Consider the following 20,072-nt stretch of genomic DNA (forward strand, 5'->3'; position numbering starts at 1 on the left):
TAGTTAATAAGAAGAGACCCGAATGGCCAGTGAATTAATGAATCAACGAGATATTGAATTTATGCTGTATGAATTCTTTGATAGTGAGTCTCTTTTAAAAAGAGAACGTTATCAAGATCATGACCGGCATACATTTAACGAAGTTATTGCTACGGCTAAAACTATAGCAGAAAAACATTTCTTACCTATTCGTCAAAAACTTGATACTCACCAACCGACGTTTGACGGTAAAAAGGTACATTTAATTCCTGAGCTCAAACCCGCTATTGATGCCGTTATTGCCTCGGGTTTATCTTCAGCGACCGCAGATTATGAAACCAGTGGTATGCAACTGCCGCCAATCATCGCCAGCATCGCTACTTCATATTTAACTGTCGCTGGTGGTGTCGGTTTAGGTTACAACATGTTAACCACCGCGAATGCTAATTTACTTAGCGCGCATGGCAGTGAAGACCTCATCGAAAAGTGGGTAAAACCAATGCGAGCGGGTCGTTTTATGGGCACAATGGCGATGACAGAGCCGGGCAGTGGTTCAGGCTTAGGTGATTTAATCACTAAAGCGACTAAGGCCGAAGACGGTAGCTATCGTATTAGTGGTAATAAAATTTATATATCGGGTGGTGATCATGATCTCAGTGAAAATATTGTTCACTTAGTGCTTGCGAGATTAACCGGCGCGCCAAAAGGGATAAGAGGTATTTCGCTTTTTGTTGTGCCAAAATTTTTGCTTAATGACGATGGCTCAATTGGCGATGACAATGAAGTCGCCTTATCCGGACTATTTCATAAAATGGGCGGGCGGGCTCAAACTTCCACTGCGTTGAGTTTTGGAGAAAAGAACGGTTCTGTTGGTTACCTAGTGGGGGAAGAAAACCAAGGGCTTAAATATATGTTTCATATGATGAATGAAGCACGCATTATGGTTGGAACCAGTGCGGCGGTTATCGGTATAGCAGGTTACTTGTACTCATTAGATTATGCTAAAAATCGGCCACAAGGTCGTTTACCCTCGAGTAAAGATCCACTATCACCTATGGTTAATATTATCGAACATGCCGATGTACGAAGAATGCTTCTCGCGCAAAAAGCTTACGCAGAGGGCGCATTTTCATTAGTACTTTATGGCACACAATTGAGTGACGATGAGAAAACAGCAGCTAGTGCTAAAGAAAAAGAGCACGCACATCTCTTATTAGACTTTCTTACCCCTATTATTAAAACATGGCCTTCTGAATATGGTACTAAAGCCAATGACCTGGCCATTCAAGTACTCGGTGGTCATGGCTATATTAATGAACACCCCGTGGAATTATTTTATCGTGATAATCGTTTAAACGCTATTCATGAAGGTACAACGGGTATTCAGTCGTTGGACTTATTAACCCGAAAGGTGCCAATGAATAAGATGGCAGGATACTTAGCAACATTAACTGAAATAAATATAACGATAGAAAAAGCCAAAAATTATCAAAGTTTAACTGAATTTAGCCAACAACTAACGGCAGCGGTAAAAAGTTTACAGCTAACTACCGAAGCACTATTAACCGCCATGACCACCAAAAATATTGATTTAGCTTTAGCTAATTCGGTTAAATACCTCGAGTTGTTTGGACATGTGATCGTCGCTTGGTTATGGCTCAAACAAGGCCTTGTTGCCACGAAAGCGCTTGAAAATAAACCACACCAAAGTGATGAAAATTTCTATCAAGGAAAACTGCAAACCTTACAGTATTTCTATAGGTTTGAATTACCGCAAATAGCGTTATGGTCAGCGCTGTTAATAGACAGTGATGACAGCACTTATCAGATGAAAGCTGAATGGTTTTAAAGAGTCATTAAAAATAGCAGTTAAATAAATAATAGAGACACCTTATGCCAACTATAATTAACAAAGAAGAATTAGCAAATTATATAGGTTTTCAAGCTAAACCAACGCCTTGGCACTTAGTTACTCAGCAACAAATTGATCAATTTGCTGATTGTACACTCGATCATCAGTTTATCCATGTTGATGAAGAAAAGGCAAAAGCGACACCCTTTGGCGGTACTATTGCTCATGGTTTCTTATCGCTATCAATGCTCTCTCATTTTGCTGAAGACTTTAGCGTTATCATTGACGGATTTTACATGGGCTTAAATGCCGGTTTTGACAAGGTGAGATTTTTGCAACCCGTTGCGGTCAATAGTCGTATTCGAGCACATGCAACAACGTTGGCGATTGAAGAAAAAAAACCAGGACAATATCGTTTGTCTACCCAAGTAAGTGTTGAAATTGAAGGCAGTGAAACACCTGCGCTAGTCGCACAGTGGATTTCAGTACAAATGGTAAAATAACATGGCTAAAAAGTAATTTTAAAGTATTTTAAGGAAATATCATGACAATCAGTTTTATAGGAAAAGTCGCTATAGTTACCGGCGCAGGTAATGGATTAGGTCGCTCACATGCCTTAGCGCTTGCTGCGCGTGGCGCAAAAGTCGTTGTTAATGATTTAGGAGGTGCGCGCGATGGTAGCGGGGCGTCTTCACAAGCATCACAAGATGTTGTGCGTTTAATTGAAGAAAAGGGTGGAGAAGCCATCAGCCATGGCGCAAATGTTGCGAACTTTGATGAAGTACAAGACATGGTTAATCAAGCAATGGAAAAATGGGGACGTGTTGATATTTTAATCAACAATGCCGGTATTTTAAGAGATAAATCCTTTACTAAAATGACCTTAGCAGACTTTTCCTTGGTGATGGATGTTCATGTGATGGGCAGCGTTAATTGTACTAAAGCTGTTTGGGATATCATGCGTGAACAAAACTATGGCCGTATTGTGATGACAACCTCATCCAGTGGCATGTATGGTAATTTTGGCCAAGCTAACTATGGCGCAGCTAAAATGGCAGTTTTAGGCTTAATGAATACGTTATCGATTGAAGGATTTAAGAATAATATCCGGATAAATGCGCTTGCCCCAACCGCTGGCACACGTATGACTGAAGACCTAATGCCTGAAGAAATTGTAAAAGCATTTGCTCCTGAAGCGGTAACGGCTGGTTTGCTAACCCTTTGCGATGACGATGCGCCGACCCGCTTTATTTTATGTGCAGGTGCGGGCGGTTACTCAAGTGCAAGCATGTTTGAAACTCAAGGTTGTTTTATCCCACAGTCGTCACAAACACCAGAATCCGTGCGCGGACAGTGGTCACAGTTAACCGATGAAGCAGGCCAAGCAGCTTTATCTTCTGGATCAAAACAAGGTGAGAAATTTGTCAGCAAAGCTATGGCTTATATGAAGTCACAGCAGCAAAAGTAAATATGACAACTTGTTTGTCGTTCACATCATAATTAAAAAGGAATACTGATGAGAGAAGCCGTAATAGTATCTGCCGCACGTACCCCGATAGGAAAAGCATACCGAGGTGCCTTTAATGATTTATCGGCGCCAACCTTAGCGGCTACTGCGGTTAAAGCCGCCGTTGAAAGAGCAGGAATTGATGCCAATGAAATTGAAGACTGTATTTTTGGTGCCGCTCTAACGCAAGGTAATCAAGGGATGAACTTTGGTCGGCAAGTGGCAATGGCGGCTGAGTTGCCGGTTTCTGTACCTGGCATGACTGTCGATCGTCAATGTTCGTCAGGCTTAATGTCTATTGCTATTGCGGCCAATCATATTGTTTGTGATGGCGCACAAGTGGTGCTTGCAGGCGGTTGCGATTCCATTAGTTTGGTACAAAACGATAAAATGAATATGTATAGAGCTGTTGACCCAAGTGTTAAAGCCTATCGACCAGCTACTTATATGCCGATGCTTGATACGGCCGAAATTGTTGCCAATCGCTATAGTATTTCTCGAGCAGAGCAAGATGCCTATGCACTTAAATCTCAACAACGCACCGCCGCAGCGCAACAAGTGGGTAGGTTTGATGATGAAATTGTGCCAGTGACCTGTACTAAACTGGTTATGGACAAGGCGACGGGTGATATCAGTAAAGAAACGGTCACTTTAACTAAAGACGAAGGTAACCGTCCATCAACAACGTTAGCGGGACTGTCAGCTTTAAAGGCGGTCAAAGATAATGGTGCTATTACGGGCGGTAATGCTTCGCAGTTATCCGATGGCGCTGCAGCCGTTGTTCTAATGGAACGAGGTTTAGCTGAGCAGAGAGGCCTTAAGCCTTTAGGTGTCTATCGTGGCATGGTCGTTGCCGGTTGTGAACCCGATGAAATGGGTATTGGGCCGATTTATGCGATACCCAAATTGTTAGCGCGTAATAACTTAACGATTGACGATATCGGTTTATGGGAAATCAATGAAGCTTTTGCGGTACAAGTTTTATATTGTGCGACTAAATTAGGCATTCCTGAAGATCGTCTTAATGTAAATGGTGGTGCAATTTCTATTGGCCATCCTTATGGTATGAGTGGCACACGTATGGTGATGCACGCACTGATTGAGGGAAAACGTCGTGGAATTAAATATGTTGTGATCAGCATGTGTATTGGTGGTGGACAGGGCGCAGCGGGTCTGTTTGAAGTACTTTAAGCGTTTTAATTAAAACATTTACCGTGGCGTAACTATAATAATAATGCCACGTAAACAATTTGTGATTGGGGAGATAAATATAATGGAAAAGATTTGGCTTGAAAAGAGTTACCCACCTGGTGTTGATTTCGAAATAGACCCAGATAAATATAACTCATTAGCAGATTTATTTACTAAATATACCAAGTTATATCAAGATAACACCGCTTTTATTAATATGGGAGCAAGCATTAGTTATCAAGAACTTGGTCAACAAGCTCATGACTTTGCGGCTTACTTACAACAAGATTTAGGATTAGTTAAAGGTGATAGATTCGCGATTATGATCCCCAATCTTCTTCAATACCCTATCGCATTATTTGGTGCCTTATTAGCTGGACTTACCGTGGTGAATGTTAACCCGTTATACACAGCACGTGAATTAGAGCATCAGTTAAAAGACTCAGGCACTAAAGCTATTCTCATCCTCGAGAATTTTGCCCATGTCCTTGAAAAAGTTATTGATAAAACCGATGTTAAACATATTGTTCTTACGGCTGTAGGTGACAGGTTAGGGGCAGTTAAAGGGTTACTTATTAACAGTGTACTCAGGCATGTTAAAAAGCAGGTGCCTGCTTTTAATTTTCCTGGAGCAGTCAGATTTAATCAAGCGATGACAAAAGGAGCTAAATTAACCTTTAGTCCTGTCAAAGTGGTTGGTTCAGATCTAGCCTTCTTACAATATACCGGTGGCACGACGGGCCCATCAAAAGGAGCCATGCTTACCCATCGCAATATGGTAGCTAACCTCGAACAATCAAATGCGGCGACTAAAAATATATATGAAGTAGGCAAAGAAATTATGGTGACAGCCTTACCGCTTTATCATGTCTATGCGCTAACGTCTAATTGCTTATGTTTTATGCCTTTTGGCGGTACTAATATTTTAATTACCAATCCAAGAGATATGAAAGGCTTTGTTAAAGAGCTCGCTAAATACCCTTTTACTATTATCACGGGTGTAAATACTTTGTTTAATGCTTTATTACATACCCCTGGGTTTGACCAACTTGATTTTAGCCCATTAAAACTTGGTTTTGGTGGCGGAATGTCAGTACAACGTCCGGTAGCCGAGCTTTGGGAAAAAGTCACTAAAACAAGATTGTTAGAAGGTTATGGTTTAACAGAGTGTGCGCCATTAGTGACGATGAGCCCTTTTAATCAACAAAGCTATAACGGCTCTATTGGCTTACCTGTTTCTTCGACCGATATTCGCTTAATTGGCGATAATGGTGAGGAAGTTGCGCTAGGTGAGCCCGGTGAGATGTGGGTTAAAGGTCCTCAGGTGATGAAAGGTTATCACAACCGACCCGATGCAACCGAAGAAGTGCTCAAAGATGGTTGGCTAGCTACCGGCGATATTGCCACCATGGATGAAAATGGCTTTTTTAAAATTGTTGACCGAAAAAAAGACATGATCAACGTCTCAGGCTTTAATGTTTTTCCTAATGAAATTGAAGAAGTACTCGTTATGCATGATGGTGTACTTGAAGCCGCTGCTATTGGTATTCCACACGACACAACGGGAGAAGCGGTTAAGGTTTTTATTGTCAGGAAAAATCCTAATTTAGCAGAGCAAGATATATTTGATCATTGTCATGAAATGCTAACAAACTATAAACGTCCTAAGTTGATAGAGTTCATCGATGAGCTACCCAAAAGTAATGTCGGAAAAGTTTTACGAAAAGAGTTACGTAAGGACGTTGCATAAATAGACTAGGTTAACTTTTTTCTAGAACTAAATCGATTGGATATATACGCCTACGGCTAGTGTTATGCTAGTCCTTAGGCGTTTTTTATTCTGCTAGGAAGCTAAAAAACTCATTAACACGATAAGGATTTACCCTTGAATATTTTAGAAAATAGCTGTCTTTTGTTGGGACGTTTACTGATGGGGTTTTACTTTATTATCCCTGCGATAAGTAAAATTAACAAATTTGAGGGCACCAGTGTCTACATGGAGCAGCACAATGTTCCTATGGTATCGTTATTATTAGTGTTAACCATTATTATTCAATTGGTTTGTGGAGTGGCTATCATTGTTGGTTCTAAAGGTAAAGTGTCTGCTTTTATATTAGCGGGTCTAACCTTGTTGATCAGCCTATTTATGCATGACTTTTGGGGAATGACAGAAGGTGTGGCGCGGAGTCACGAATTACAAAACTTCTTTAAAAATATGGGCATAATAGCCGGTTTATTAATAATAACTGGCCTAGGAACCGGCAAATTTAGTCTTGAGGGTCGTAAAGTGACTGAGCCTGAAAGGCGCTAATGGAAGTAATCGTTATTGTAGCCAAGACAACACGCAAGGTAGCACCTAACGCTATCAAAATTACCACGTCATAAAACGACAACAAACAGCTGGAGAATATCTTATCATGACAAGCTCAAAACAATTATTTACTCATATTTCTGCAAGCGGAACACTTGAACTATCTTTAAAAGAGGTCGAGGTAGCGACACCTAAATCCCATGAAGTGATCGTTCGCATTGAAGCCGCTCCCATCAACCCATCTGATATGTGGCCGATGTTTGGACCTGCTAATTTAGCCGAGGCGGTATTAAGTGCAGATAAATTAACGCTCAGTGCACCCGTGCATAGCAGTATACTACCTCGAATTAAATCTCGTTTAGATCAAGTATTACCTATTGGTAATGAAGGCGCAGGTACCGTGATTGCTGCCGGTGATAGTGACGCTGCTCAGTCGTTAATGGGGAAAACAGTCGCGGTTTTAACCGGAGGCGCCTATGCCCAATATTGTTGCGTACCCGCACAAGCTTGTATTGTTCACCATGAGGGGACTACAGCTAAGCATGCTGCTTCTTCTTTTGTAAATCCTTTAACTGCTTTAGGTATGGTAGAAACCATGCGTATGGAGGGGCACAGTGCATTAGTGCATACCGCTGCAGCGTCAAGTCTAGGACAAATGCTGAATAAAATATGTTTGGCACAAGACATTCCTTTGGTCAATATTGTTAGAAGTCAGCAACAAGCCGATATACTTAAAGCAATTGGTGCTCAATATATTTGTGATTCATCGAGTAAAACCTTCAAGGCTGATTTGTATAAAGCGATTGATGAAACAGGGGCAACTTTAGCCTTTGACGCAATAGGTGGTGGAGAAATTGTCAGTGATATCCTGAACGCTATGGAGCAGTCTGGCAGTAAAGACGCTGTTGGCTTTAATACTTATGGTTCAGAGACAAATAAACAAGTTTATATTTATGGGGGGTTAGACTTCACCCCAAGTATCTTAAATCGCGCTTACGGAATGACATGGGGCATAGGCGGTTGGTTATTGATGAGCTTTTTGAGCAAGTTGCAACCACAACAAATCGCAAAATTACAAAAGCAAGTGGCCGATGAGATAAAAACCACTTTTGCTTGTGCGTTTACTGACGAATTAAGTTTTGAACAAGCGATGACCCCAACGATTGTTTTACAATACAATGCTAAGAAAACAGGCGAAAAATATCTGATTAATCCCAATAAAAAATAGTTCACCTCTGTTAGGAGACTGAACGCTTTGGGTTTAGTCTCCTCATTTGTGCTTTTCACTATCTTAAGCTTGGTTATATTTCTCGTTTTCGTTAACTCGAATTCATTTGGTGAATAATGAACCATAAGTACTATTCATTTGTTTAATTTATTTCTAACGTTTACCATAGCTTAGAGATTATAATGATTTATTATTGTCACCAAAAAGTGAACAACAAAATAATATGTTAGAAATATATGCTGGCGATTCAGCCATGAAGACGATTAAAGAAAATGGATTTTCACCTGACTTATTTAGCTCTTTTTTAGCGGCGAGTGGTGGACCTAAATGGTTTACTTTATATGGTTTAGATAAATACCTCTTTAGTGAGTTTTTTAAAGATAGAGAACAAGCATTAAACCTTATTGGCTCAAGTGTTGGTGCTTTTAGAAATGCATGTTTTGCTCAAAAAGATCCCATCGCTGCAATAGGGCGTCTCGCAAAAAATTATCATGAAACTACCTACACGGCTAAAGCCAAGCCCGCAGAGGTTAGCGAAAAAGCACTAGAAATGATGGATGCTATTTTTGGTGAATCAGGCGAGCAAGAAATTGTTGATAACCTCCATTTTAAAGCGCATATCATCGTTGCTAAATGTAACGGTTTTGTTGCTTATGAAAATAAATTTATTCAGGGACTTGGCCTAGCAAAAAGCTATGTTAATAATCGCATCAGCCGCCCACGCTTAAATAGCCAATATGAGCGTTATATTTTTCAGTCGAGCCATAGTAACCTTGAGCTTAGCGATCCTGATAACATACCCACATCCCGTCTACCTTTTTCAACAGGTAATATTCGTAACGCGTTACTAGCTTCAGGTTCAATACCCTTAGTGATGCGGGGTATTAGCGATATTGAAAACAGTCCAAAAGGTATGTATCGAGATGGTGGTATTGTTGATTATCATTTTGATTTTGAGATTAAAAATCCAGGATTAACACTTTACCCCCATTTTAGCTCATCACTTAAGGCGGGTTGGTTTGATAAAAGTTTAACAAGAAAAGTAAGATTAAAAAACTACGACAATACGGTGTTGATTTGTCCTTCTGCTAAATTTATTGACGCATTACCTCATCATAAAATTCCTGACAGAAACGACTTCGTTACCATGAGCCGCAAACAGCGAATGTGGTATTGGCAAAAAGTGATGAATGACAGCGAAAAATTAGCGGAGTCATTTGATCAGATTTATAAAAATCAACAGTTAAACCACATAAAGAGTATAAATCAGTTATTGGCATAGTCTCTTAATAAAGAGTCGTCAATTACATACTATAAACGCATAGAGATAATAATGATTACAACGTATAAAGCGATAAATTTAATTGCACGTCCTTCTGGTGGTCCAATAGGACCTGATTTGTTTGATGTTGTAGAAAAGAATATTCCTGAAGTGGCAAAAAACCAATTTCTTGTGAAACAATCACATATGTCATTAGATCCGGCAATGTTCGGTTGGATGAGTGCAGATACAGAAAGTTATATTCCACCCGTTGCCCTTGGCGATGTTATGCGCAGTTCAGGTATCGGTGAAATCGTTGAAAGTAATCATGCTAACTTCAACGTTGGTGATCGCGTTATGGGCATGATGGGTTGGCAAGAATACTACTTAAGTGATGGTACGGGTTTAAATAAAGTAACAGCACCCTTACCAGATGAAGCTATCTTATCGGTTTTTGCCTTGCCGGGGTTAACCGCAACACAAGGATTATACAGCATAGGTAAGCCTCAAAAAGGGGAAACACTTGTTGTTTCTGGAGCGGCTGGTTCGGTTGGTTCAATTGTTGGGCAACTTGCTAAAGCCGACGGACTTACTGTCATTGGTGTTGTAGGTAGTGATGAAAAAGCCGATTGGGTGGTAAATGAATTAGGCTTTGATGGCGCGATAAATTATAAAACTGATGATATAGCGACTACATTAGCGCAATTAACGCCAAAGGGTATTGACGTCTATTTTGAAAATACCGGTGGACCCATCCAACACCATGTTATTGCCCGGATGAATGCTCATGGTCGAATTGTCGTTTGTGGAATGATTGCTGATTACCCAAAAGCAGAACCAGACTTAGCACCTAGTTGGATCCCTATCATTAAGAAACGCTTAACAATACAGGGCTTTACTATGCCAGATCATTTTGGCGAAGTCCCAGCCCTATTAGAAAAGCTAACACCCTATGTAATGCAAGGTAAAATTAAGTATCGTGCTCATATCTTAGATGGTTTTGATGAAGCGATGACTGGCTTGAACTTATTTTTTACCGGTGAAAATAAAGGCAAACTTATCGTTAAACTCTGATGGTCAGCTTAATGTTACGCGGTTATAGGTGTTTTTTTATCAATAAAACTCAAATTTACTTTACGATACTTAATTAAAATGGAAATGAATATGTCCCAGAAACTTGTTAATAACCTGATGTGCTCCTTAGTGTTTGCATGTTTAACATCCTTGTCTGCTAGCGCAGACACATCCGTTAAGACACCAGACCCTGATCAAAGTGTCGCTGACGCTGTTACAGCAATAACAGAGGTTAATGTCGATGAGAACAGCTTTAACTGCATAAGAGATATGACACCGGTCAGGCATTTTTATGTTGATAATCTTTTAGGAGATATAACAAGCACTTTAGCCGCAGCCAATGCACCAGAAGGTGCTAAGTACCCCGTGGGTTCGGTTGTACAACTTGTACCAACAGAAGCCATGGTTAAACGTGAATCGGGTACTTTTCCCGCGACGGGTGACTGGGAGTTTTTTGAACTAGAAGTTAATGAACAAGGGTCAAAAATCGGTAAGCGTGGTTTTGTCGATGTTGTTAATCGTTTTGGCGGCAACTGTTTTGCTTGTCATGCTCCGGCTCGAGAGCCTTGGGATTTCATTTGTGAATCAGATCATGGCTGTGAAACTATACCTATAGATCATAAAATGACGGGCGCGCTGCAACGTTCAGATCCCCGTTGCGGCGATGCTGTTCCTCAAGATGGTGATTGGATGGCATTGTTTAAGCTTAAAAGTATGGTCAGTATTGGCCTGACAAAACAGTGGATTGAAGAAAAATTTTAACGTCAATAGTTAATATGTTTTAAGCCACAAGTAAGCCGCTAACCAAGAAGGTTTTCATTTTTTAATGGGTCAAATTAGGAGATAACTATGAGTGATATCAAAACGCACTACCGTAACTGTAATATTTGTGAAGCGATGTGCGGCTTAGAAATTAAGTATCAAGATAAGCATATTTTATCGATTAAAGGCGACCCAAAAGACCCTTTCAGTAAAGGTTATAATTGTCCTAAAGCAACGGCGTTAGAAGATTTTTATAATGATGAAGACCGTTTAAAAACACCGATTAGACGGACAGCTAATGGCTGGGAAGATATTTCATGGGATCAAGCTTTTACCGAGATAGCCGAAAAACTTAAAGGCACTCAAAAAGAACATGGCCGTGACGCTTTGGCGGTTTACTTAGGAAACCCTAACGCGCACAACTTAGGTAATGCGCTTTTTCTAAAACCATTTATGAAAGCGTTAGGGACCATAAACCGTTTTAGTTCTGCTTCAACCGATCAAATGCCACATCATGTTGCCGCTAATTTTATGTTTGGTGCGGGTATGTTAATCCCTGTGCCCGATATAGACCGCACTGATTTTATGTTGATTATTGGCGGAAACCCTGTGGTCTCAAATGGTAGTATGATGACAGCACCCAATGTTATCGGCCGAATGAAAGCCATTCAAAAACGAGGAGGTAAAATTGTTGTTGTTGACCCTCGCCGTACCCGAACCGCTAAAATTGCCGATCAACATTTGTTTATCAGACCGGAAAAAGATGCACTCTTGTTATTGGCGATGATCCACTGTGTTTTTACAACCAATAGCGTTAATCTTCGCCACCTAGCAGATATGGTCGATGGACTAGATGCGTTGGAAAATATCGCTAATGATTATTCACCCGAATCTGTGGCTAAGTATGTCGGCATACCGGCAAGTGATATTAGAACGTTAACCAATGATATGACAACTGCAGACTCAGCGGTGTGTTACAGCCGTATGGGTGCATCTACTCAAACGTTCGGTGGTTTATGCCAATGGCTAACCAATGTGCTGAATATTATAACCGGCAATTTTGACCGTGCAGGCGGTGCTATGTTTCCACAGCCCGCTTTTGATTTATTAAGAAATCATAAGAAGGGTTATAAAAGCTCGTTTGGGCAATATAAGAGTCGTGTCAGAAAGTTACCTTTTTTCAATGGTGAGTTTCCGGTTGCAACATTAGCTGAAGAGATATTAACCCCCGGTGAAGGTCAAATAAAAAGCTTAATTACTGTTGCAGGTAACCCTGTGCTTTCATCACCGAGTGGACATAAATTAGCTGATGCGTTTTCAGGATTAGATTATATGGTCGCCATCGACATTTATCTTAATGAAACCACTAAACACGCTAATATTATTTTACCGGCAACAACCGGTCTTGAAAATTCGCATTTTGATATTTTCTTCAATTCATTTTCAGTAAGAAATACCGTCAAATATTCTAAGCCATTGTTTGAACCAGCAGACTATCAACGCACCGATTGGCAAATACTGAAGGAGCTAGCGGCACGAATGACAGATACAGACCTTGATGAATACACACCAGAAATGATCTTAGACATGGAATTGCAAAAGGGTCCTTATGGTAAACAAGGTATGAGCTTAGAAAAATTAATCGACAATCCTCATGGTATCGATATTGGACCTTTAATGCCGTGTATCGAAGCGCGGATAAAAACCGAGCAAGGTAGTGTAAACTTAGTGCCGCAACTCTATATTAATGATTTACCGCGTTTGCAAAATGTTATTATTCATCCTGCTCGTGATATCAACTATCCGTTCGATTTAATTGGTCGCCGTTTAGTGAAAAGTCATAATACCTGGACACAGAATTCCGAGCGCTTAATTAAAGGCAAAAATCCTTGTACCTTAGAGGTTCATCCAGATGATGCTAAGGTATTAGGCATTAGCAATGGTCAATCTGTTATGGTGAGCTCAATGGTAGGTGAAGTGAAAATAGAGGTAGTGATCACCGACGATATTCAACGTGGGGTGGTCAGTATGCCGCAAGGCTGGGGACATAATCAACAAGGCACCCAGATGTCGGTTGCAGCCAAGCAACCAGGTGTTAGTATTAATGATTTAACCGATGCAAGTCGAGTAGATACTTTAACCGGTAATGCTGCTTTAAATGGTACACCGGTCGCAATTAACGTTGCGTAGATGTTAGTCGAATTAGACTATAATTAAGCCCTAAAATAGGTAAAAACATGTTTAACAGTACAGAGAGTTATATTGCATCAGACGAACTTCGCTTAGCGGTAAACGCAGCGATCACCCTAGAAAAGCCACTGTTGATTAAAGGTGAGCCAGGAACAGGTAAAACGCAATTAGCTGAAGAATTAGCAAAGTCACTTAATTGTAAGCTATATCAATGGCATATTAAATCAACAACTAAAGCGCAACAAGGCTTATACGAATACGATGCCGTATCAAGATTACGAGATAGCCAGCTAGGCGACGAACGTGTGCATGATATTGCTAACTACATCGTTAAAGGTAAACTTTGGCAGGCGTTTGAAGAAGAGCAACGTCCGATATTATTAATTGATGAAATAGATAAAGCCGATATAGAGTTCCCTAATGATTTACTGCAAGAGCTTGATAAGATGGAGTTCTATGTTTATGAAACGCAACAAGTTATTAAAGCAAAACAACGTCCAATCATTATTATAACGTCTAATAATGAAAAAGAGCTACCCGATGCATTCTTACGTCGTTGTTTCTTTCATTACATCAAGTTTCCAACAAAAATAGAAATGGAGCAGATTATTGCTGTTCACCACCCTGATGTAAAAAAAGAGTTATTAGCGCATACCTTAGAAGTGTTTTTTGAACTGAGAGACTTACAAGGTATTAAGAAAAAGCCTTCAACATCAGAGTTAATCGATTGGTTGAAACTACTGGTTGCAGACGATGTTGCTCAAGAGGTGTTAATCGATAAGCAGTCCGGTATTATTCCTTTATTTGGTGCGTTATTAAAAAATGAACAAGATGTCTCACTACTTGAAAAACTCGCCTTTATTAGTCGCAGAAACAGGTAGTTGTTGTGTTTATAGATTTATTTATAACGTTAAGAAAACATAAAGTTCCTTGTAGTTTGCGTGAGTTATTAGACTTAATTGCGCTATTAAAAAAGGGGGTTGTTTTTGCTAATGTGGAAGAGTTTTATCACCTAGCTAAAATTGTTATGGTTAAAGATGAAATTCATTATGATAAATTCGATAGTGCATTTGCTGAATATTTTGAAGGTATCCAAGCAATTGATATATTTGATAAAATATTACCTGAGGATTGGCTAAGAAAAGAATTTGAAAAACACCTAAGCCAAGAAGAAAAAGACAAGTTAAAGGCATTAGGTGGTTTAGACGAGCTAATGAAAGCGTTGAAAGAACGCCTTGAAGAACAAAAGAAACGCCATGCTGGCGGCAATAAATGGGTGGGTACTGGTGGAACATCTCCTTTTGGCGCTTATGGTTATAACCCCGAAGGTATTAGGGTAGGGCAAGATAAAAATCGTAATAATAGTGCGGTTAAAGTGTGGGATAAACGAGAATTTAAAAACTTTGATCAAGACAGAGAATTAGGCACTAGAAATATAAAGTTAGCGCTAAAAAAACTCAGAAAATTTGCCCGTACCGGTGCTAGTGAAAAGCTTGATATTAACACCACTATTACCTCAACGGCGAAAAATGGCGGTATGCTTGATGTACATATGGAGCCTGAACGTCATAATGCGGTAAAAGTATTGATGTTTTTTGATATCGGCGGTTCTATGGACGATTACATACATACGTGTGAAGAACTTTTTTCAGCGGCACATACCGAGTTTAAACACCTTGAATTTTTCTATTTTCATAATTGTGTTTACGAAAGATTATGGAAAGACAATAGCCGACGCCGTACTGATACTATTGATTTAGAAGAAATTATTAGAACATTTGGTTCGGACTACAAAGTTATATTTGTCGGTGATGCCACTATGGGGCCTTATGAAGTAACAGCACCTGGCGGCAGTGTTGAACACTGGAATGAAAAACCAGGTACCTTTCATATGCACAAAATTCTTGGTCATTTTAATAAGGTCGCTTGGTTAAACCCACAGCCAGAGACTCATTGGGATTATCATCACTCAATCTCAATTATTAGGCAGTTAATAACGGATAGAATGTACCCTTTAACGGTCGATGGCATAGGTCGAGCGATAAAAGCGCTCAGCTAAATATCCCACTAGTAAATTAAAACCAAGGACGGTTGCAGCTTTACCTGTCTGTAATGAATGAAGGGCTAATAAAAGCCGTTTTATAGCAGCTTCTCTTTTATTACATTACTTACCAATCTTTTATAATGTTAGTAATTATAGACGCGGTTGCTTCTGGTTGTTCAAGCGGAAACATATGTCCGCCATTAGCTAATTTAGTCAGTGGTATGTTATTCATTTTAGCAAATCGATTAAAGTAACTTACCGGCAATACGTCTGTTTTATCACCATAAATCAATGCAGATGGCACCGTCAGTTTATTTTTATATGTTGTTAAATTGCAAGGTAGGTGTCTAAATATATCGGCTTCAACGTCAGGTGAAAACATTAACTCCCATCTTTTATTTTTTAATGTCACGGCACTGTCTACGTAATCTTGTAAACAACGAGCATCAAAGTTTTTAAAAAGTTTCTTTTGAGCAAAATTATTAACTAATTGTGTTTCAGACGGCCAATGTTTCTGCCTGTTTTTAGCTCGACCCGCTGGAGATATTTTATCAATAAAAGGTGTTTTTTTAGCGAGTTTCAAAAACCAAGATAATGGCCCAGAAAATACTGGAGGGTCTAACATGACGACACCACGAAAAAGTTCAGGATGCTGACAAGCGGCCATAAAAGAAATGACACCACCAAAAGAATGGCCAACACAAATGACCTTTTGGTCTTGCTTTTTAATGAAGTTAACCAGCTCATTGACCAAAAATTGCCAATTATTATGAATGGGGTAACAATCATCGTGACCATATTGTTCTAAAGCAATGGTTGAATAATCGTTTGAAAACAATGACAGAAAAGTACGGTAACTTCCTGCTGGAAAACCATTGGCATGGACAAAGTTGATTACAGGTTTTGACATATACGTTTATAAACACCTATGATAAAAATTATATAAAAGATTATTACCCTTGAATTTATTATTAAAGGGTTAAGACTAAACTGAAGAGCTTTTAAAGGTAGCGATTAAAAAAATCAACGACACTATTTTCAGCCTTTTCAGGGTTGAGTTGCCATAGTTTAGTGTGCTCGCCACCTTCAGCTTGCCAAAATTGCTTCGGCTCATTGGCGGCACTAAATAAACGTTGTCCGTGTTTAAAGTCTACGGTTTTATCGGCTGTGCCATGCATAATGTAAACAGGTCGAGGCGAGATGTTCGCGATGTACTTCTCGGGATTAATTTCATCAATTTCTAAATCGCCGCGCCAAGCAAAAAATTTGGCTACCATTGGCATTAATGGATAACGAGGAAGACCGTAGAGTACTTTTGCCTGTTCAGCGAGTACGTCCATCGAATTAGCATAGCTACCACTAAAGACGCCCGCTTTTATACGAGAGTCTTTTGCCATAACTATGATGCTAGTTGCTGCGCCCATAGAAAATCCCATCACACCAATCGAGCTAATATTTTTCTTATCAACTAAATAATTTAAAGCAGCTGTGACGTCTTTCTTCTCGTGATAGCCCATGGTTGAAATAATAGCAGGGTCTTGGCGAGGATGACGCAGATCAATAGCTAAAACATTATAACCGGCAGCAACAATAGCCTTGGCGTAGCGCATACCTTCGGTTCGGTTTGCTGTTCTACCATGTACTAATAATATCGCTTTATGGGTGTCATTATCTGCAGGCATATACCAAGCCGGCAGTGTTAGCCCATCATCTGTGTTAAAAACAACTTCTTCAAAACTGAGGCCTTGTTCACTTGGCTCTCCACAAAAGACAAAACGGGCTTGTGTACACTCAGTAATTGGCAGTATTAATATTTTTGAAGAAAAATACCATGCACCACTAAAGTAAACACACAGAAATAATAAAACAGAAAACAGGGTGAATTTTTTTATCATAAGTTAACGGCCTAATATACTGTTAGCGATCTTGTTGTGTAGCGCTAAGATCATACTTTAGTGAGTCATGGTAGATTTACTATAGGCTCAAGGTCATCGTTGAATCTATTGCTATCGCCGCATCTAATGCCGTTAGTATGTCTTTTCTTTCTCTTAGTTTAGTGCCATGGTGTGCTGTCATATTTAGGGTTAACAATTGGGTAGCTGCAGCTTTTGCCGTTGCCATTAATTGGTCGGGTTCAACTAATGTGTCAAGAAATCCAGCTAATACAGCTGTTTCTGGATCAAACAATTCAGCGTTTATTACCGAACGCGTTAAATAGTTAATCGGTACTCGGTTTCTAGCGAGTTCAAGGCCAGCTTGATGCATGGTCATACCAATAGCCACTTCATTGAGTCCAATTTTAAATGAACCTAGAGTGCCGATACGATAATCGCAACTGAGTAATAAAAATGCGCCTTTGGCAATTGCATGGCCGGTACAGGCGCCAACAATAGGAAAGGGGAAAGATAACATACGGCGAGTAAGCGTTGAGCCTGCTGTCACTAGCGATACGGCAGAGTCAGAACTTTCTTTCATCGTTTTTAAATCATAGCCACCTGAAAATATTCCCGGTTGACTTGTTAAAATAACGGCCGCTTTTGCTGCTTCTGCTTGATCTAAAGCGCTGTTTATTTCTGTTATTACTTGATGAGAAATAGCGTTAACCTTGCCATTTTTTAAGGTGATCGTTGCAATGTTTTCATTGAGTTCAAAATCTATTAATTCCATGTTCTTTCCTATAGTTGTTAAAATTGATATCACTGGCTGTTAGCCAAATTGAGCCGCTTTTTGATATGCGGGTCTTTTTCTGATATTGACGAGATAGTCTTTAGTTTTGTCTTTGCTTTCTAACAAACCAATACTTTCTGCAATTTCGAGTATCACTGCCATCATAATATCAGCAGCACTAAAAGAATCACCAGCAAAATAACGTCTTACGGTTAAAGTATTTTCGATATATGAGAAATCGAGATGATTTTCTTTAGCAATATAACCGTCAAGAGGCTGAGTGCCTTCACGAGTTTCCATTGACATCAGCAAGGTCGTTATCACAGGTAAACTTAAGGACCCTTCTGCGAAGTGTAACCACTCTAAATAATGGTAATATTCATTAGAATCAATGCTTGGCCTTAAATTACTTGCTGTTGCATGGTTAAGAATATATTCCATAACCGCGCCAGACTCACACAAAGTAACCTCACCATCTACGATAATAGGTGCTTTTGCTAGCGGATGAATTAATTTTAAACTTTCAGGCGCTAAATTTGTGAGTGGGTCACGTTGATGTTTAACAATGTTATAAGGCATATTAAGCTCTTCTAACAACCAGATAACACGTTTAGAACGTGATTTGTTAAGATGATGTACAGTAATCATGTTTACATTTTTTCCTTAAAATTCATTGTTATCAACTTAATGAATAGGCGTCGCTTGGTAGTAAGGTTAAATTTTTACCTTTTTTATAGGTACGTTAGCTTACCATATATTGAGTTAAGGCTTTTTTGTGTTAAATGATATTTGAACGTAACAACCTAAGCAGAATATCGACGGTATATTCAAGCGTTAATAACATAAAATGTGTCAAACTAGAGCCAATAATAGGTAATAACAGTCAAGGATTAATTAGACCAATGGAAAAGGTTAGTCCCATGCCCATCATAATTTAAAATATACCAATAGGTACACCTTTTGTCTTATAAATGTAACTAATTCAGTAATATCCATGCCGACTCTCAGTATTCTTTATTATCTGCTGGGTAAATATTTTGTATTAGTTTTCAATATGATTATTCAACATTGTCTTGAACAAAACATGATTGCTAATAACGACTCATTAATTGTTATTGTGAGTCTTTATTTAAAGAAGCTAACCGCATTGGTAATATCTTCGCGATCAGTAAGAGTTTTATTTATCGGCGCATTTATATCAGCGTAACCAAATGACATACCAAACAAAATACCTCTTTGCTCTGGTAAGTTTAAGGATTTTTTGATTGGATCTGGGAACTGCCCCAATGCCCCTTGCATACAATTTGATATACCGTGCTCAGCCATAATTAGCGAAAGAGTTTGCGCATAAATACCCAAATCAACCGCACCCATAATATCGAGATATTTATCCATAGTAAAAAATACTACATGGGGAGCATCAAAAAAACTCCAATTTCGGATCATCGCTTTTTGACGACCCAGTTTGTCTTCGCGAGTAACACCAATAGCACTGTAAAGTGCATTAGCTGAACCAAATTGGCGATCTCTATGGATACCCTCGTATTTAGGTAGCCAGTTAAAGTCTGGGTTTGGTGGTTTGCCACTCATAACTGCTGAGAGTAAATCATTTTTAAGGGATTCTTTTTTAGCGCCAGACACCACGCAAGTTTGCCAAGGTTGTACGTTGCAATTTGAAGGGGCGCGTTGTGCTTGTGTAAAAATAGCTTCTAATAATGCTTGTTCGACGGGTGTTTCCAAATAAGCACGCACTGAATTACGCTTTTCTAAGAGGGTGGTTAAAGACATTGAGACTCCTTTATAATTTTAAAATAGTCTCATATTAAGGGTAATTATAGATGAGACTTAGCTTTGTGCGATTAAATTTGTGGTAACGTTTAATCCACTATTAACCAATATAAATCGCTTAAAAAAGTGATCTATACTTGTTACAAGAGGGTATAAATAGCCACTGTAATAAGGTTAACAGAGATTAAAGCGCATTTTCTGATGGTAGAGCGGTTATA

General features: G+C 39.4%; 18 protein-coding genes. 13 read left to right on the forward strand and 5 right to left on the reverse strand.

Features of this window, described 5'->3' with window-relative positions:
• Positions 1-22: 22 nt before the first annotated feature.
• From H4J69_RS16160 to H4J69_RS16220, 13 genes are all read left to right on the forward strand, one after another.
• Entirely contained in the window at positions 23-1,828 is a 1,806-nt protein-coding gene (locus tag H4J69_RS16160) for an acyl-CoA dehydrogenase (RefSeq protein WP_182231036.1), read from the forward strand.
• A gap of 44 nt (positions 1,829-1,872) precedes the next feature.
• Positions 1,873-2,334 carry a MaoC family dehydratase gene (locus H4J69_RS16165; protein WP_182217076.1) on the forward strand — a complete coding sequence of 154 codons (462 nt, stop codon included), beginning with the start codon at positions 1,873-1,875 and terminating at the stop codon, positions 2,332-2,334.
• A gap of 41 nt (positions 2,335-2,375) precedes the next feature.
• Positions 2,376-3,299: an SDR family NAD(P)-dependent oxidoreductase gene (locus H4J69_RS16170; protein ID WP_182231035.1), complete on the forward strand. Its 924-nt coding sequence runs from the start codon at positions 2,376-2,378 to the stop codon at positions 3,297-3,299.
• A gap of 48 nt (positions 3,300-3,347) precedes the next feature.
• Entirely contained in the window at positions 3,348-4,529 is a 1,182-nt protein-coding gene (locus H4J69_RS16175; protein WP_182231034.1) for an acetyl-CoA C-acyltransferase, read from the forward strand.
• Positions 4,530-4,611: 82 nt separating this feature from the next.
• Entirely contained in the window at positions 4,612-6,279 is a 1,668-nt protein-coding gene (locus H4J69_RS16180) for an AMP-binding protein (RefSeq protein WP_182217082.1), read from the forward strand.
• A 135-nt stretch (positions 6,280-6,414) separates the two neighbouring features.
• The gene (locus H4J69_RS16185) at positions 6,415-6,840 is read left to right on the forward strand and encodes a DoxX family protein (RefSeq protein ID WP_182217083.1); all 426 of its coding nucleotides are present in this window, start codon (positions 6,415-6,417) and stop codon (positions 6,838-6,840) included.
• A gap of 106 nt (positions 6,841-6,946) precedes the next feature.
• The gene (locus H4J69_RS16190; protein WP_182231033.1) at positions 6,947-8,068 is read left to right on the forward strand and encodes a zinc-binding dehydrogenase; all 1,122 of its coding nucleotides are present in this window, start codon (positions 6,947-6,949) and stop codon (positions 8,066-8,068) included.
• A gap of 223 nt (positions 8,069-8,291) precedes the next feature.
• Positions 8,292-9,350: a patatin-like phospholipase family protein gene (locus H4J69_RS16195; RefSeq protein ID WP_182217111.1), complete on the forward strand. Its 1,059-nt coding sequence runs from the start codon at positions 8,292-8,294 to the stop codon at positions 9,348-9,350.
• A gap of 54 nt (positions 9,351-9,404) precedes the next feature.
• Entirely contained in the window at positions 9,405-10,403 is a 999-nt protein-coding gene (locus H4J69_RS16200) for an NADP-dependent oxidoreductase (protein WP_070377274.1), read from the forward strand.
• 90 nt (positions 10,404-10,493) lie between these two features.
• Complete coding sequence (locus tag H4J69_RS16205) at positions 10,494-11,165, forward strand: hypothetical protein (protein ID WP_259364825.1); 672 nt, start codon at positions 10,494-10,496, stop codon at positions 11,163-11,165.
• 87 nt (positions 11,166-11,252) lie between these two features.
• The gene (locus H4J69_RS16210) at positions 11,253-13,355 is read left to right on the forward strand and encodes a molybdopterin-dependent oxidoreductase (RefSeq protein WP_182231032.1); all 2,103 of its coding nucleotides are present in this window, start codon (positions 11,253-11,255) and stop codon (positions 13,353-13,355) included.
• Between the two features lie 47 nt (positions 13,356-13,402).
• Positions 13,403-14,236, forward strand: coding sequence for a MoxR family ATPase (locus H4J69_RS16215; protein WP_182217088.1), 834 nt, complete (start codon positions 13,403-13,405; stop codon positions 14,234-14,236).
• Between the two features lie 5 nt (positions 14,237-14,241).
• Complete coding sequence (locus tag H4J69_RS16220; RefSeq protein WP_182221900.1) at positions 14,242-15,414, forward strand: VWA domain-containing protein; 1,173 nt, start codon at positions 14,242-14,244, stop codon at positions 15,412-15,414.
• A gap of 109 nt (positions 15,415-15,523) precedes the next feature.
• Here the strand turns inward: H4J69_RS16220 and H4J69_RS16225 are convergent, their stop codons facing one another.
• The 5 genes from H4J69_RS16225 to H4J69_RS16245 all read right to left on the reverse strand — a co-directional run bounded on the left by H4J69_RS16225 (position 15,524) and on the right by H4J69_RS16245 (position 19,854).
• On the reverse strand, positions 15,524-16,309 hold the full coding sequence (locus H4J69_RS16225) for an alpha/beta fold hydrolase (protein ID WP_182217092.1): 786 nt from the start codon (positions 16,307-16,309) through the stop codon (positions 15,524-15,526).
• Between the two features lie 91 nt (positions 16,310-16,400).
• Positions 16,401-17,294 carry an alpha/beta hydrolase gene (locus tag H4J69_RS16230; RefSeq protein ID WP_182221901.1) on the reverse strand — a complete coding sequence of 298 codons (894 nt, stop codon included), beginning with the start codon at positions 17,292-17,294 and terminating at the stop codon, positions 16,401-16,403.
• Between the two features lie 79 nt (positions 17,295-17,373).
• Positions 17,374-18,066 (reverse strand): crotonase/enoyl-CoA hydratase family protein, encoded by a 693-nt coding sequence (locus H4J69_RS16235; RefSeq protein ID WP_182217095.1) that lies wholly within the window; start codon positions 18,064-18,066, stop codon positions 17,374-17,376.
• 39 nt (positions 18,067-18,105) lie between these two features.
• Entirely contained in the window at positions 18,106-18,714 is a 609-nt protein-coding gene (locus H4J69_RS16240) for a glutathione S-transferase family protein (protein WP_182217097.1), read from the reverse strand.
• A 477-nt stretch (positions 18,715-19,191) separates the two neighbouring features.
• Positions 19,192-19,854 (reverse strand): nitroreductase, encoded by a 663-nt coding sequence (locus tag H4J69_RS16245; RefSeq protein WP_182217099.1) that lies wholly within the window; start codon positions 19,852-19,854, stop codon positions 19,192-19,194.
• Positions 19,855-20,072: the final 218 nt, after the last annotated feature.

The sequence above is a fragment of the Colwellia sp. BRX10-9 genome (assembly GCF_014077405.1).
Taxonomy (GTDB): domain Bacteria; phylum Pseudomonadota; class Gammaproteobacteria; order Enterobacterales; family Alteromonadaceae; genus Colwellia_A.

What these genes read in the sequence shown, in the direction of transcription:
- H4J69_RS16160 (WP_182231036.1), top strand. Translation starts at nt 23, where the DNA reads ATGGCCAGTGAATTAATGAATCAACGAGATATTGAATTTATGCTGTAT.
- H4J69_RS16165 (WP_182217076.1), top strand. Translation starts at nt 1,873, where the DNA reads ATGCCAACTATAATTAACAAAGAAGAATTAGCAAATTATATAGGTTTT.
- H4J69_RS16170 (WP_182231035.1), top strand. Translation starts at nt 2,376, where the DNA reads ATGACAATCAGTTTTATAGGAAAAGTCGCTATAGTTACCGGCGCAGGT.
- H4J69_RS16175 (WP_182231034.1), top strand. Translation starts at nt 3,348, where the DNA reads ATGAGAGAAGCCGTAATAGTATCTGCCGCACGTACCCCGATAGGAAAA.
- H4J69_RS16180 (WP_182217082.1), top strand. Translation starts at nt 4,612, where the DNA reads ATGGAAAAGATTTGGCTTGAAAAGAGTTACCCACCTGGTGTTGATTTC.
- H4J69_RS16190 (WP_182231033.1), top strand. Translation starts at nt 6,947, where the DNA reads ATGACAAGCTCAAAACAATTATTTACTCATATTTCTGCAAGCGGAACA.
- H4J69_RS16195 (WP_182217111.1), top strand. Translation starts at nt 8,292, where the DNA reads ATGTTAGAAATATATGCTGGCGATTCAGCCATGAAGACGATTAAAGAA.
- H4J69_RS16205 (WP_259364825.1), top strand. Translation starts at nt 10,494, where the DNA reads ATGTCCCAGAAACTTGTTAATAACCTGATGTGCTCCTTAGTGTTTGCA.
- H4J69_RS16210 (WP_182231032.1), top strand. Translation starts at nt 11,253, where the DNA reads ATGAGTGATATCAAAACGCACTACCGTAACTGTAATATTTGTGAAGCG.
- H4J69_RS16215 (WP_182217088.1), top strand. Translation starts at nt 13,403, where the DNA reads ATGTTTAACAGTACAGAGAGTTATATTGCATCAGACGAACTTCGCTTA.
- H4J69_RS16225 (WP_182217092.1), bottom strand. Translation starts at nt 16,309, where the DNA reads ATGTCAAAACCTGTAATCAACTTTGTCCATGCCAATGGTTTTCCAGCA.
- H4J69_RS16230 (WP_182221901.1), bottom strand. Translation starts at nt 17,294, where the DNA reads ATGATAAAAAAATTCACCCTGTTTTCTGTTTTATTATTTCTGTGTGTT.
- H4J69_RS16235 (WP_182217095.1), bottom strand. Translation starts at nt 18,066, where the DNA reads ATGGAATTAATAGATTTTGAACTCAATGAAAACATTGCAACGATCACC.
- H4J69_RS16240 (WP_182217097.1), bottom strand. Translation starts at nt 18,714, where the DNA reads ATGATTACTGTACATCATCTTAACAAATCACGTTCTAAACGTGTTATC.
- H4J69_RS16245 (WP_182217099.1), bottom strand. Translation starts at nt 19,854, where the DNA reads ATGTCTTTAACCACCCTCTTAGAAAAGCGTAATTCAGTGCGTGCTTAT.